Origin of the sequence: Streptomyces sp. Ncost-T10-10d (assembly GCF_900091955.1) — a bacterium.
Taxonomy (GTDB): domain Bacteria; phylum Actinomycetota; class Actinomycetes; order Streptomycetales; family Streptomycetaceae; genus Streptomyces.
The window spans coordinates 44,697-57,505 of record NZ_FMDF01000078.1 but is presented as its reverse complement, the minus strand read 5'-3'; the positions used below and the strand labels follow the sequence as shown (position 1 = coordinate 57,505).

Here is a 12,809-nt window from a genome sequence, read left to right as displayed (position 1 = left end):
CGACGCGCCGCCCGGCGAGCACTACGCAGGGCGGGAAATGCGCCGACGGCAGTCCTCGGCCCGGATCTGCGTCGAGCACACCAACGCCGGATTACGGCAGTGGTGCCCGTTCCAGCGCTGCACCACCCGACGCGAGGCCTACGCCGAAACCCGCGGACATCCATCGGTGGCCGGATGTTGAGGCGGTCCAGTGGCCGGTTGCGCCACTGGACCGCCCAGTTCCGCGGAGACCTTGTCGGTGGCCCGCGAGATCAGGTCTCGGGCCCCGTCTCCGTCCGGCTGTCAGCCGAGCGGTTCGATCCAGAGGTTCCTGAAGCGGACCCTGTTGCCGTGGTCCTGGAGCCGGATCGCGCCGGCCGCGGCCGACTCGGCATCACCGGCCCCGGTCGGGCCGTCGACGGCCACGTTGTCGTGGACCTTCTTGCCGTTCCACACCACGGTGATCCTGGCGTCGTCGGTCTTCTTGCCCGCGGCGTCGAAACGGGCCGCGCGGAAGACGATGTCGTAGGTCTGCCAAGTCTCGGGGGCGGTTGCGGCGTTCAGGTCGGCCGCCTTTTTGTTGTAGATGGACGCGGCCTCGTTCGCGGCAAGCTTCTCCACTCCGAAGGAGTCCAGGATCTGGATCTCGTACCGCTCCTGGAGATAGATGCCGCTGTTGCCGCGGTCCTGCCCGGTGACGTCGTCCGGCAGCTTCGGCACCCGGAATTCGGCATGCAGTCTGAAGTCACCGAAGGCCTGCTTGGTACGGATGTCGCCGCAGCACACCTCGATGGAGTCCTCGGCGGTGTGCGGCCATTCGACGCTACGGCCGTCGGTGTGCTGCCAGCCGGTGGAGACGCTGCCGCCGGAGAACAGGTCGATACGGCTGCCGGGTCTGCGCACCTCGATCATGTCGAGGTTGACGTGACCGGTGTCCTCGGGCCGATAGGTGTAGGTGATGGTGTTATGGCCCTTGCGCAGGTTGAGCCGCTCGGACCGGGTGGACCAGCGGTTCCAGCCGCCGGTGGAGGGGAGGCTGGTCTGCTGCGACTGCCCGCCGTTCACGCTGACGCCGATCGTCTTGGTGCCGGTGAAGGGGTTGGGGCCGTTGGCGTAGCGCAGTCCCACGTCGTAGATGCCCTTCGCGGGTGCGTCGACGTCGAAGGTGGCGGTGGCACCCTGGGTGCCGAAGCCGTCGACGAAGCCGCCCCCGGTGTAACCGGTGTGCTCGGTGTCGATGTCCGCTCCCCCGGAGAGTCGCGCCGACTCGGCGTCGTACGCGGTCACGGGCGACTCGGGGCCCGGACGCGCGTTCAGCGTGTACCAGGCCTCGGTGGACCAGAGTTGCTCACCGTCGGCCGAGGCGAACGGGCGCGGCGAGCGTATGTGCACCACCCGGTCGGTCTTCAGGCCGGGGACGGTGATCCTGACCGTGCGACGGTCGTTGGATATTCGGGCCGCCGCGACAGGGAGTTCCTCCTCGTCGACCTTCGGCCCCCCGTATGCAGGGGTGGGAACGTAGCGCCACTGCTCTACGGAGTAGGCGCCGCTCGTCAGCTTGGCGACGGTCTCCTCCGACAGAGGCTTGGTGTAGCTGAGTTCGAAGCCGTCGCGCGTGGCGCGCATGGTCTTGATGTCGAAGACGCTCTTTCCGTTCGGTGTGAGTTTCTGCAGGCCGAAGCGGAGTTTGCCTTCCTGGCCCCAGTTGCCGTCGGCGCCGAGGCCGCCCACGTAGATCGCGCCGTCCGGTCCGGTGCTGATTCGGGTGATGCCTGCTTCCAGGCCCTGTGTGTGCCGGAACACCGCGCCCTGGTATTCGCCGTCCACCTTCTCCAGGTCGGCGCGCTGGATTCCGCCGTAGGTGACGTCGCCGAAGAGCATCTGCCCGGCGAAGGGGCCCTTCTTCAACAGCATCGGTGTGCTGGGCGAGTTGGCGATCTCGTTCTGCGGCAGCCACAGCACCGGCTTGGTGACCGTGCGGTCGTCGAACGGGCCGTCCGGGTTGGTGTAGTGGTTGAAGAACCGGTCCTGCTTGACATGTACCAGCTTGGAGGCGGGCAGCCAGCCGCCCTGGTTGTCGGTGACGAAGAGTTCGCCCTCAGGGCCCCGTCCGATCCCATTCGGTGTGCGCAGGCCACCGGCCAGGTAACTTACCTTTCCCGTCTTCTTGTTCACCTTGATGGTGGTGCCTCGGTTCGCGGCCGGCTGCGGATCGGTGGTCGCACCGCCGTAGTTGATGGCGACGGACAGGTTCAGATAGAAGTTCCCGTCCTCGTAGAGCAGGCCGAAGGCGAACTCATGGAAGTTCCCTCCGTACGGCCACTCGGCGACCTTGCGGATCTCGCCTGCGGTGTTGTCGCCCTCGATGTCGGACAACTCGGTCAGCTGGTGCTTCTCCGAGACGTACAGCTTTCCGGCGACGTACTTGATCCCCATCGGCTCCTTCAGGCCGCCGGCGATCTTCTTGTACGTGACCTGCTCCGGGCCGGTGTCGCCCGTGACGTGGTCGAGGACGTACACCTCTCCCTCGGTCTTGGTGCTGCCGCCCCAGGTGGCCACGGCGAGCCGGCCGTCCGGCAGCCAGTCCATCGCGGTGACCTGCGGCTCGAAGCCGGAGGGGCGCAGGTCGGTGAGGGTGTAACCGGGGTTGACCGAGGTCAACGGGAGGCCGTCGCCAGGGGTGTCATAGGTACCCTCGCACTCCTTGCGCCCGGGGGCGGTGACCCGGACGACGTCGGCGTCGGTACTGAGCACGGAGTTCGGGACGAGGGTGAAGTCGGCTGCACCCGGTGGCTTCCACTGCAGGGTGACCTGCTGGCCGCCGCCGCGGTCGAAGTGGTCGATATGCAGGGCGTGGTAGCCGGGGGTGAGAGTGATCTCACCGTCCTTGGGTTCGGCACCGTGCAGTCCGTCGTGGTCGATGACCTGCCGGCCGCCGATGAAGAGGCGGGATCCGTCGTCGCTGATCAGACGGAAGGCGTACGTACCGTCGGCAGGGACGTTGATGTTGCCGATGATCTGCGACACGAAGTTGTCGGTGAATCCGAAGCCGTCGGTGGAGGACCAGTCGGCAACAGGGATCAGTTTGTCGACGTTGGGGGTCTGGGCGGGCTTGAGGTCGCAGAGCTTGTTCAGCGGGGACTGGATGTCGAAGACGCGGAGGGTGACACCGGGTTCCTGGGGCGGCAGGTCCGTGAAGGGCTTCTCGCCCGCGTCGGCGGTGGCGGCGGCGAGGCCACTGGTGAGAAGCACCGAGAGGAGCAGCCCGGTGATTCTTTGTGCTCCGGGGCGATGACTACGGAGGTTCGGGTACTTGCGTGACGTCACTCTTCCTCCTGCTGGGCGCTGTGATGCGGCGCGTCCGGGGCGGCCCACGTCCGCGGAGTGGAGTTCATGCACGTACGAGTGGTGCGGTGGCGTTCTGCTCTGTTGCAGGCATACTTCCGCGTGAAATCGACGCCCAGCGTACGAACATCGCACCGAGCCGTCCATACTTTGTCCTCAACGAGGAGAAACTGGTGGAGAGTTGACCAGCATCACCAAGACCTGAGAGATGGGCTGCTTCAGGAGAGAGGGTGGCGTCCTGGCCGAGGGCGTCGAGCCGACGGACCGGGTCACGGGTGCGGCGGCAGGGTTCGATCAAGCACGGCTACGACGGGCCGACGGTGCCGGCCTGGACGAAGCGGATGCCGCCGCCGGACTCCGACACCCCGGCCCGCTCGAAGCTGGCGATCGACCGGCTCATCGCCCGCTGGGATGTCCACCTGCGGGAGAAGACGCTGTGGCGGATGCTCTACGAGACGTGCGCCCGCGCCGAGGAGATCTTGGACGTCAACATCGAGGAGCTGGACCTGGCCGGGCGCCGGGCCCCAGTGAAGACGAAGGGCGCCCCCGCGCGGCGCCGAGGCGGCCGCGCCCGCGAGGACTTCGCGCTGGAGACGGTGTACTGGGACGCGGGCACCGCCCGGCTGATCAAGGGCCGCACCCGCGGGCCGGTGTTCGTCACGCACCGCCGCCCCGGCCCCGGCAAGGTCCTCGCACCCCGCGACGTCTGCCCGGACACCGGGCTGGCTCGGCTGTCGTACGGGCAGGCCCGCGCACTGCTGGACGAGCACACCGCCATGCACGGCCCGGGAACGGGCTGGGACCTGCACGAATACCGGCACTCCGGCCTCTCCCGCCTCGGGGAACAGGGCGCCTCCCTGCTGATGCTGATGGCCAAGTCCCGGCACAAGAAGCCCGAAAACGTCCGCCGGTACTTCAAGCCGACCCCAGAGGCGATCGCCGAGGTCACCAGCCTGCTCGCGCCGGGCGGCAGCAGGCAATGAGCTGGCAGGCGTAGCCCTCCGACAGCGGTTTCGTTGTCCGGGTCCTTGCGTGAGGACACCGAACTCTGATCTCCCCCTCGTCACCCCGTCGCTACGAGGCGCACGTACGACGAGCAGATCCGCCCGAAGCAGCAGCCCAGGCTCCGGGCAGGGCGCGACCGCGCCTGCCCGCTCCGGCGGTCAGGCGGGCTGGCCGGTGGGCATGATCGTGATCTGCTGCAGGTTGACGCGCGGCGGCAGCGAGGCGGTGAACACGATGGACTCGGCGATGTCCTCCGAGTGGAGCATGATGTCGTGGATTCCGGCCGTCCACTCCTGCACGCCCTGGTCGGTGACGTGGTCGTGCAGCTCGCTGTGCGTCATCCCGGGCTCGATCGCCGACACGCGCACGTGCTTCTCACCCAGCTCGGCGCGCAGGTGGCGGGAGAGCTGCGTGACGTAGGCCTTGGTGGCCGAGTAGACGGCGAAGTTCGGGAAGATGTTCTTCGCGGCGATCGAGGACAGGTTGACCAGGTCGGCGACGCCGCGCTCGGCTCCCGCCGTGACCAGCTGCGGAACGAACGCGCCGATGACGTTCCTCAGGCCGGTGATGTTCAGGTCGATCTGGCGCTGCCACTGGTCGGTGCGCAGCTCCTCGATGGGGGCCGGGAGCATCACTCCGGCGTTGTTGACGAGCAGATCGACGGTTCCGAGCTCCCGCTCGATCCGCTCGGCCGCCGCCCGCACGGCCTCGGCGTCGGTGACGTCGACGGCCAGGACGATCGCGGCGCCGCCGGCCTGCTCGATCTCGGCGGCCAGCGCCTCCAGGCGGTCGGCGCGGCGGGCCAGCAGGGCCACCTTGGCGCCACGTGCGGCCAGCCGTCGGGCGGTGGCCTCGCCGATACCGCTGGAGGCTCCGGTGACCACGGCGATACGGCCGGCGAGGGTGGTGTCGGTGATCAGTTTGGGCATGAGGTGGTGCTCCTTCATCGCTGCCGGCGGCGGACATCCCCCGCCACCTCATCCAGGAGACCAGCCGCACAGGCGATCGCGGCGGCTGTAGCTGGCCCGCTCCCGCCTGGTTCCACCGGTACCAGGTTGCGGGCCGGCAGCCTCACCAACGCCCCGCACAATGGACATACGGAACAGATCACGGAGGCCGTATGAAGCAGACTGCGGAGCTCGGCGCGTTCCTGCGCTCCCGCCGCGCCCGGCTGCGGCCCGACGACGTCGGGCTCGCACCGGATGCCCGCGCCCGGCGCATGGCCGGACTGCGCCGTGAGGAACTGGCCCAGCTTGCCGGTATCAGCACCGACTACTACATCCGCCTCGAACAGGGCCGCAGCGGCAACGTGTCCGAGGAGATCCTGCACGCCCTCGCCGAGGCCCTGCGCCTGGACCGGACCGAGCGCGCCCACATGATGAACCTGGCCGCGGCCGGTACCGGTCCGCGCCGCCGCGCTCCGGAGCGCCCGCAGCGGGTCCGCCCCGGCCTCCACGAGGTACTGGACATCCTGGAACACGTACCCGCGTTCATCCTGGGCAGGCGCACCGACGTCCTCGCCGCCAACCGGCTCGCCCGCACCGTGCTCACCGACTTCGACGCACTCCCGGCGAGCCGGCGCAACTATGCCCGCTACCTGCTTCTCGACCCCGCCGCACGGGAGCGCTGCCTGGACTGGGAGCGCACGGCGGCGGAGACCGTGGCCATGCTGCGCCTCGATGCCGGCCGCCATCCCCACGACCGGCAGCTGACGGCCCTGATCGGCGAACTGTCCGTGCACAGCCCGCAGTTCCCCCGCTGGTGGTCTGACCATCAGGTCCAGGAGCGCAGCCACGGCGTCAAGCGCTACCGCCACCCCCTCGTCGGCGACATCACCTTCCGCTACGAATGCCTCTCCCCGCCGGACGACCCCGACCAGACCCTGTGCATCTACACCGCGGGCCCCGAACCCTCCGACCGGGAGAACCTGGCGCTGCTCGGCAGCCGGACCGAGCGGGAACACCACGCGCACAGCCAGCGCCGCACCCGGTACCGAGCGCGGATCCACGACCCGCCGGCCATAACGCTCCTCCCGGGCTCTGCTCCCGAAGCCGCAGTTCAACGGAATGTCGCCGTGCGTGACGATCGTCGCGCACGGTGATTCTCGTAAATGCCTGGAACGTTGCATCACCGTCTCCTACGACACGGCCCGGGCCTGGTGCGCCACGTTCGGCCCCGCCTACGCCACGCAGTTGCGCCGCCGGCGGCCGCGTCCCGGTGAAACATGGCATGTGGAGTGCGGATTTCGAACACCCGCGCGAGACGTGACAAGCTCACCGCCGATCAGCTCGCCGCCCTGGCCGAGCTGGGAGTCGAATGGGCATAGCTCGCGGACCCCTGGGCCCTCACGGTCCGGGGCATCTCCGGCCGACCGGTGACAGTGCGGTTGGACCGGTCCGGCTCTTTCGCCAGCTGCTGGTGAGCCGCCGTGGCGGCCTCACTCCGGCCACGGGTTGTTCCGGATGATCTCGACGAAGTCCTTCCGGCGAAACGAGGCGTCGAAGTGGGCCAGCACGTCGTCGTTCATGGTTCCGAAGGTGGTGTCGGGGCGGTCGGCCATGCCCTCGTAGAAGGCCTTCAGGATGCGGTTCTTGAAGTCTGGGCGCGGGTGCGCGGCCACGACCTCGGCTCGCTGCTGTTCGGTGATCTCGGCGAGGTCGAGGCCGAGGACGTCGGTCTCGACGCCGAGGGTCACCACGGCGACGTCCGGCGGCAACTGGAGCGGCACCTCGGGGGTGGTGTGCAGCGCAATGGCCAGCCAGACGTTGCGGGCGTCCTGCTCGGTGCGGCCGTGGTCGAGCAGGAAGGTGCGGGCGGCCTCGGCGCCGTCGAGTTCGAAGCGCCGGTCCTTGGTGGCGTAGGTCGGGGTGAGGCCGAGGTCGTGGAAGAGGCCGCCCACATAGGCGAGTTCGGGATCGACCTCGAGCCCGCGCGCGGCCGCCTTCAGCGATCCCCATAGATAGACGCGACGCGAGTGGTTGAAGATCGTCTCGTCGGCAACGCCACGGACGAGGTCGGTGGCCTCGCGGACCAGCTGGGTGTCGGGAATGACGATCCCCGCGATGTTCTCCGACATGAGCGCTCCTTGCTCGGGTGTGGAGTGAACTGAATTCAGCGTTCCTCCCGATCGCTGTCCGGCCCACCGCCCAAACTGCCGGGTATCCCACAGATCCGGACCCCGGCCAGATCCGGACCCCGGCCGTGCGAGGGTTCAGCGGGCCCGGGCTGCCACACCATCTTTGCCGCCGCGCTGGGCGGTGGCGAACCGGGCCCGGTAGCCGCTCGGCGAGACACCCAGGCGGGCCACGAAGGTGCGACGCATCGTCTCCGAGCTCCCGAATCCGGCGGCTCGCGCTGCCTCAGCCACCCCACAGCCCGAATCGAGCAGCGCTTTCGCATGGTCGAGACGGACCTGCTCGACAAACTTCGCCGGAGTGGTGTCCATCTCGGCGGTGAACATCCGCGCCAGGTGGCGTGGGCTGACGTCGATCAGGGCGGCCAGTGAGCCGACGGTATGCGGGAGCCCGGGCTGCGCTGCGACCAGGTCGACCACAGAGCGCAGGGCCTGTGTACGGGGAGGGCGTACCTCCAGGGGTGCCGAGAACTGGGACTGTCCCCCGGGGCGTTGCATGAACACCACGAGGCTGCGGGCAACGTTGCGCGCCAGGTCGCCACCGTGGTCCTGCTCCACCAGCGCCAGGGCCAGGTCGATGCCGGCCGAAACGCCTGCCGAGGTGACGATGCCGCCGTCCTCGACGAACAGGGCGTCGGGCTGCACCTGGACATCGGGGTGGGCGCGGGCGAGCAGCTGGGCGTGCCGCCAGTGGGTGGTGGCACGCCGCCCGTCCAGAACGCCGGCGCCGGCGAGGGCGAACGATCCGGTGCAGATCGACACCAGCCGCCGGGCGCGGGGGTGCAGCATGCGGATCGCCTGGGTCAGATCGGCAGGGACGGCTCGGGTGACCAGGGCGTCGCCCCCGAGACGACGACCGTGTCCGCCTCGGTCACGTCGGCCGCCGCCTTGTCGACGGGTAGGCGCAGGCCCACGGAGGTGATGACCGGTTCTCCGGACGGCGAGGCATAGCTGAGCGAGTAGTGGGCGCCGAACAGGTTGGCCTCGGCGAACACCTCCGCCGGGCCCGCCACATCGAGCATCTTGATGCCGTCGAACACGACGAACACGATGTGCCGCCTGGGTTCCATGACTGCTCGCCTTTCGCTGCCGTACCACCGTCCCTGTTTCGGGAGGTCGGGCCGCGGTATCCGATCGCCTTCCATCGCCGGCGGCGGCTGCCGGGCCGCCCCATGCGCGGCAGCACCAATGTCCCACAGATGCAGACAGAAAGGCGATCAAGGACTGCGGTGGCGAGGACTTCGTCTTCGCCCCGTCGGCGTACGGATCCGTCGTGCACCATCGCGTACGGACTGGATGTGCTCAGCCGTCTGTTCGAGCCGGGAGTCCGGTCATCGGCGCTGAGGCAGAACACGCACGACGCCATTACTGTCTGCCGACTCCCTCAGCTGGTGGTTCTCCACTTCCAGGACATGGACCAGCCTGGCGGACTGCTTCGTCTGCTCCTTCAGCGTGCCCCCTCCGCGCGGACCTTCTTGAGCCGTTCTTCCAGCTCCTGGTTCCGCTGCTGCAGGTCCTCGTTGATCGCGTTCGGGGATCCTTGGCGCTTCCCAAGGCATAGAAGAAGGCCGTGAGAGTGGTGTGCCTGTGGGTGAGCTTGCTGCGCCTCAGCCCTGCTTCCCCGGCGGCCGGGTGGAACCGTCCCCGCAGGAGCGGGACTGCCGAGGCGCCCGAGATCGCCCCGGCCGGTGCGGGTGCGCTCAGTGTGGTGCGCCGTGACCCCGGCCGAGCTCGTATGGATGCTGGCGGTACGAGTGCTCGTCGTCCTGGCGGTGCGCGGTGGGAACACCCTGGGCACCCGGTGCGCCGTCGACGGCAGCCCGGCGCGCTCGCCGGTTGGCGTCCTTGGGCACCGTTAGATGCTGCCCGGCACGGCCGAGGTAGCCGAGCTGTACGACGGTCAGTTCCAGACGCCCACGACGTGCGCCGCAAGGGCGTCACCGACCGCTGCTCCGGGGTTCTTCCTTGCTCGGCTGAAGCAGATCAACCCCGAAGTCGAGACCGCTCACATCGACCCCGTCAACTTCACCACCCGAGTCAAGGAACGGCACACAGTCGACAAGACCTCCGCCTGCCTACCAGCGCATGATTTCGTCTCGGCCCGGGTTTCAACGCCCGTCCTGCACCACTCCGTGCGGGTCGGCTCTCTTTCGCAACTCATTGCCGAACGGGAGCAAATCGATATACCTGAGGAAATCATCTGGGCCGCCGCACTCCTTCACGATGTCGGAACCGCCGCCGGACAAAGCTCGCCACAACGATTCGAGGTGGCCGGCGCCAATGCGGCAACTGCACTCCTGAAAGCTCAGACTGAGCTGTCAGGAGTGCAGTTGCAGGAAGTATGGGACGCCATTGCTCTGCACACCTCACCTCACATCGCCGAAGCGCGTGGCGGTCTGACTCGAGTTATCCGACTTGGCGTGTTGATGGACTTCGGGAAAGACATCCTGCCAGATGCTGCTGAGGTTCGAAAAGAGCTGGAGCGCGCGTGGCCACGCGCGGACATCGAACGGACCTTGGCTAATGCGGTGGTACAGCAGGCGCTGCAAGTGCCAGAGAAAGCTCCGGTCGCGAGCTGGCCCAACAATCTCTACGTGGCCCACCTACAGAATCCAAATCATACGGGCATCAACCCCGCGTTCTAGGACCCTGTAGCAGGACCAACTACCGGCGGTGACTGTCAGAGAGAAAGGACCAAAGTTGATGCATCTTCATCCGGAAGTTCCAACGATGGGTTCCCCGACACTCTCTCGGCGAGGGTGAGCACGCCGAAGACGGTGTCGGGGTAGCTGGCGGTGTCGGTGACGATCATCTCCGGGCGGCGGCCGCCGTCGCGGTCGAAGAGGACGTAGAGGACGTCGAGGACGTAGAGGGAGTCGCGCGGGGTGCCGGCCACGACCTTCCCGCCGAGCCCGGCGGCCTGGTCGTTGATCATGTTGAGCCAGGTGGCGCCGGAGCGGCGCCCGCCGCCCCGGGTCGAGGCGCCGAAGTACCGGGGGTTGGGCCGCGCGTACACGCTGGGGACCGGGACGACGAACCGCATGCCGTTCACCGAGGCCACGAGCCCGCCACCCCACGCCTGTGCGAGCGGGATGGACGCCTGGTGCGCGATGAGGGCAGCGTTCGCCGCCCGGTACGTCGCCAGCCGCAGGTACGTCTGGTCGACGTGGGACAACCTCCCGTACTTCAGCGCGTCGGCGCCACCGAGGACCGGGGTGTAGCCGACGTTGCAGCCGTGGGCGACCAGCAGCGCGGCGATCGTCACGTGCAGGTCCCGAAGGCGGGGATCGCCGCCGGTGACGGAGGTGAACGCCCGGTCGGCGCCGGTCCAGGAGAACACCTCCAGCAGCACCTCCGGCAGGTCCACCCGCGGCAGCATCGCGCCCACCGCGGCGCGCAGGTCGAGCAGGGAGGCAGGTTCGGGCTCCGGCTCCAGGGCGGCGAAGTGCAGCCGGCCGCCGTCGTCGTAGACGGCCTGCGCCGCTCCATCCCGATGTCCTTGCGGCCCTGCTCAACGACATCGGCATCCCCACCACCGCCGGCCGCACCGCCGCGATCCGGCAGCACGTGTTGGAGATGCCCGCCCCGGTCGTCGCGGAGGATCTGAGCTACCACCGGCTTACCACAGCCAAGTTGGCCTCCGAAGCCGGAGGTACCTGGAGCCGATACGCCTCCGGTGACCACTGGCGGTCACCACCAGGCTGGACGCCTCGGGGAACTGACAGTTGAATACGCGAGCCCACCAGTAAACCGAGGCTGGAACACTTTGGGGCCCGAAGATGGCGTGAGCCCCGCGCTCGTCCTGGCAGGCGTGTGATCGATGGGCAACCATTCCTGCGACCTGATGGTCATATCCGTGCCACCCGCGTACCGGGTGGGCATTGTCAGCTCCGCCTCGGAATGCTCCTGAGGCGCTGGAACATGGGGGATACGCCTTCATGCATCACCGCACCACCGTGGCAGGCTTCGTCGGGGCCCTCGCCCTGTCCGCGCTCACGATTCCGGCGGCCGCCCAGGCGGATGACTTCTCGGGCGACATCAAGATCACGAAGGTGGTCGTCAACGGAGGGAAGGACATCGTCCTGGGGACCACGGACGTGAAGACGTTCACCATCGCGGTGACCGCCACGGACGACTCGGGCATCGAGGTCGGAAGGACCTTCCCGGTCATGTGGCACACGGCCCTCCCGAACGGCGACTCCTACGGTCTCGTGGTGCCCGACAACATCGCGGGCAAGTGCGTGCGCCAGAGCTTCACCACGACCACCTGCACCTACACGCTGAAAATGAATCCGCGCATCCACCCCCACGACAACACCACGGCCGGGACCTGGACCGTGAGAGCCCATGCCCTGGCCAACGACGGTGACTACATCACCAAGGATTCCGCCGCGAAGGCGAAGGTCCTGCGCAACTCCAGGCTGACGGTCAACGCCTCGCCGGAACCGGTGAAGAAGAACAAGACGATCACCGTCACGGGCGCCCTGACCCGCGCCAACTGGGAGACCTACAAGTACGGGGGTTACGCCAAGCAGCCGGTTAAGCTCCAGTTCAAGAAAAAGGGCACCAGCACCTACAAGACCCTCAAGACCGTCACGACGGACAGTAAGGGCAACCTGAGGACGACGACGACGGCCACGGCGGACGGCTACTTCCGTTACTCCTTCGCAGGCACGTCTACCACCCCGGCGGTCGCCTCCGCGGCAGACTACGTCGACGTGAGGTAACCCTCGGGAGGGTCATCTACCCTCCAGCAAGCGCGGAAGGCCCAGGCCGGCGACCCTTCGGTCTGGGCCTTCTTGAGCCCTGGCTGTTTCCCGGCCGGCGGGCCGGTCGGCCGCTGCATCCCTTCGCGCTCTCCAAGTTGATCGACGATCTCGGTGTCCCCCCAAGCCTGCCAGCCGCACCGCAGTATCCGAACGCAGGCCCTGGGACATCCGCCTCCGTCGTCACCCCTGTCTGCCACCGCACCACGACCTCACATCCCGCTTCGCACCCGAGTTCGGTGGAGCCCGGAACCAGCATGCCTCCGGCGACCACACTCGGTCATTAATAGGTGGGTCTCATGGTGAATTGGTGACAGTTGAATACGCGAGCCCACCAGTATCAACCCCCGTCAACCGCTGACCACCCGAACCGACCCACAGCCCACGCGTCCCCAGTACCTGCCTGACACATGTTCATGGGCCCGACCCGTCCGCACGTCAGCAGATGTGTGCGCCCCAAGCGCGTCGGAGGTTGTTCAGTACTGGAACGGTGCTTGTGCTGATGGGTGGCCGAACGGCATCCGGACCTGCCCCACGCGGGCCTGCACCGCGGGGGTTGTCCTGTCCGAGGACCTGAACCA

At 68.0% G+C, this 12,809-nt stretch carries 6 protein-coding genes and 5 pseudogenes; 6 read left to right on the top strand and 5 right to left on the bottom strand.

Annotated elements, in window-relative coordinates:
* A pseudogene (locus tag GA0115254_RS45205) lies at nt 1–181 on the top strand (IS5/IS1182 family transposase); the annotation flags it as partial.
* Between the two features lie 101 nt (nt 182–282).
* On the opposite strand, the gene GA0115254_RS12100 reads toward GA0115254_RS45205, so the two are convergent.
* Complete coding sequence (locus GA0115254_RS12100; RefSeq protein WP_093895279.1) at nt 283–3,306, bottom strand: 3-keto-alpha-glucoside-1,2-lyase-like domain-containing protein; 3,024 nt, start codon at nt 3,304–3,306, stop codon at nt 283–285.
* A gap of 314 nt (nt 3,307–3,620) precedes the next feature.
* On the opposite strand from GA0115254_RS12100, the pseudogene GA0115254_RS12095 reads away from it, so the two are divergent.
* Nucleotides 3,621–4,307: pseudogene (locus GA0115254_RS12095) on the top strand (site-specific integrase); the annotation flags it as partial.
* A gap of 180 nt (nt 4,308–4,487) precedes the next feature.
* Here GA0115254_RS12095 and GA0115254_RS12090 read toward each other — a convergent pair.
* Nucleotides 4,488–5,258 carry an SDR family oxidoreductase gene (locus tag GA0115254_RS12090; RefSeq protein WP_093895284.1) on the bottom strand — a complete coding sequence of 257 codons (771 nt, stop codon included), beginning with the start codon at nt 5,256–5,258 and terminating at the stop codon, nt 4,488–4,490.
* A 191-nt stretch (nt 5,259–5,449) separates the two neighbouring features.
* Between GA0115254_RS12090 and GA0115254_RS12085 the strand changes: the two genes are divergently transcribed.
* Nucleotides 5,450–6,430, top strand: a complete 981-nt coding sequence (locus GA0115254_RS12085) for a helix-turn-helix transcriptional regulator (RefSeq protein ID WP_093895278.1) — start codon at nt 5,450–5,452, stop codon at nt 6,428–6,430.
* Between the two features lie 132 nt (nt 6,431–6,562).
* Nucleotides 6,563–6,655, top strand: a pseudogene (locus tag GA0115254_RS47495) (helicase); the annotation flags it as partial.
* 111 nt (nt 6,656–6,766) lie between these two features.
* Here the strand turns inward: GA0115254_RS47495 and GA0115254_RS12075 are convergent.
* Nucleotides 6,767–7,405 carry an HD domain-containing protein gene (locus GA0115254_RS12075; RefSeq protein WP_093895276.1) on the bottom strand — a complete coding sequence of 213 codons (639 nt, stop codon included), beginning with the start codon at nt 7,403–7,405 and terminating at the stop codon, nt 6,767–6,769.
* 135 nt (nt 7,406–7,540) lie between these two features.
* Nucleotides 7,541–8,532 (bottom strand): annotated as a pseudogene (locus GA0115254_RS12070) (GlxA family transcriptional regulator).
* Nucleotides 8,533–9,321: 789 nt separating this feature from the next.
* Here GA0115254_RS12070 and GA0115254_RS12065 point away from each other — a divergent pair.
* Nucleotides 9,322–10,107, top strand: coding sequence for an HD domain-containing protein (locus tag GA0115254_RS12065; RefSeq protein WP_093895275.1), 786 nt, complete (start codon nt 9,322–9,324; stop codon nt 10,105–10,107).
* A 65-nt stretch (nt 10,108–10,172) separates the two neighbouring features.
* Here GA0115254_RS12065 and GA0115254_RS12060 read toward each other — a convergent pair.
* A pseudogene (locus GA0115254_RS12060) lies at nt 10,173–10,943 on the bottom strand (Tn3 family transposase); the annotation flags it as partial.
* Nucleotides 10,944–11,400: 457 nt separating this feature from the next.
* On the opposite strand from GA0115254_RS12060, the gene GA0115254_RS12055 reads away from it, so the two are divergent.
* Nucleotides 11,401–12,189, top strand: a complete 789-nt coding sequence (locus GA0115254_RS12055; RefSeq protein ID WP_093895274.1) for a calcium-binding protein — start codon at nt 11,401–11,403, stop codon at nt 12,187–12,189.
* Nucleotides 12,190–12,809: the final 620 nt, after the last annotated feature.

What these genes read in the sequence shown, in the direction of transcription:
- GA0115254_RS12090 (WP_093895284.1), bottom strand. Translation starts at nt 5,258, where the DNA reads ATGCCCAAACTGATCACCGACACCACCCTCGCCGGCCGTATCGCCGTG.
- GA0115254_RS12085 (WP_093895278.1), top strand. Translation starts at nt 5,450, where the DNA reads ATGAAGCAGACTGCGGAGCTCGGCGCGTTCCTGCGCTCCCGCCGCGCC.
- GA0115254_RS12075 (WP_093895276.1), bottom strand. Translation starts at nt 7,405, where the DNA reads ATGTCGGAGAACATCGCGGGGATCGTCATTCCCGACACCCAGCTGGTC.
- GA0115254_RS12065 (WP_093895275.1), top strand. Translation starts at nt 9,322, where the DNA reads ATGCTGCCCGGCACGGCCGAGGTAGCCGAGCTGTACGACGGTCAGTTC.
- GA0115254_RS12055 (WP_093895274.1), top strand. Translation starts at nt 11,401, where the DNA reads ATGCATCACCGCACCACCGTGGCAGGCTTCGTCGGGGCCCTCGCCCTG.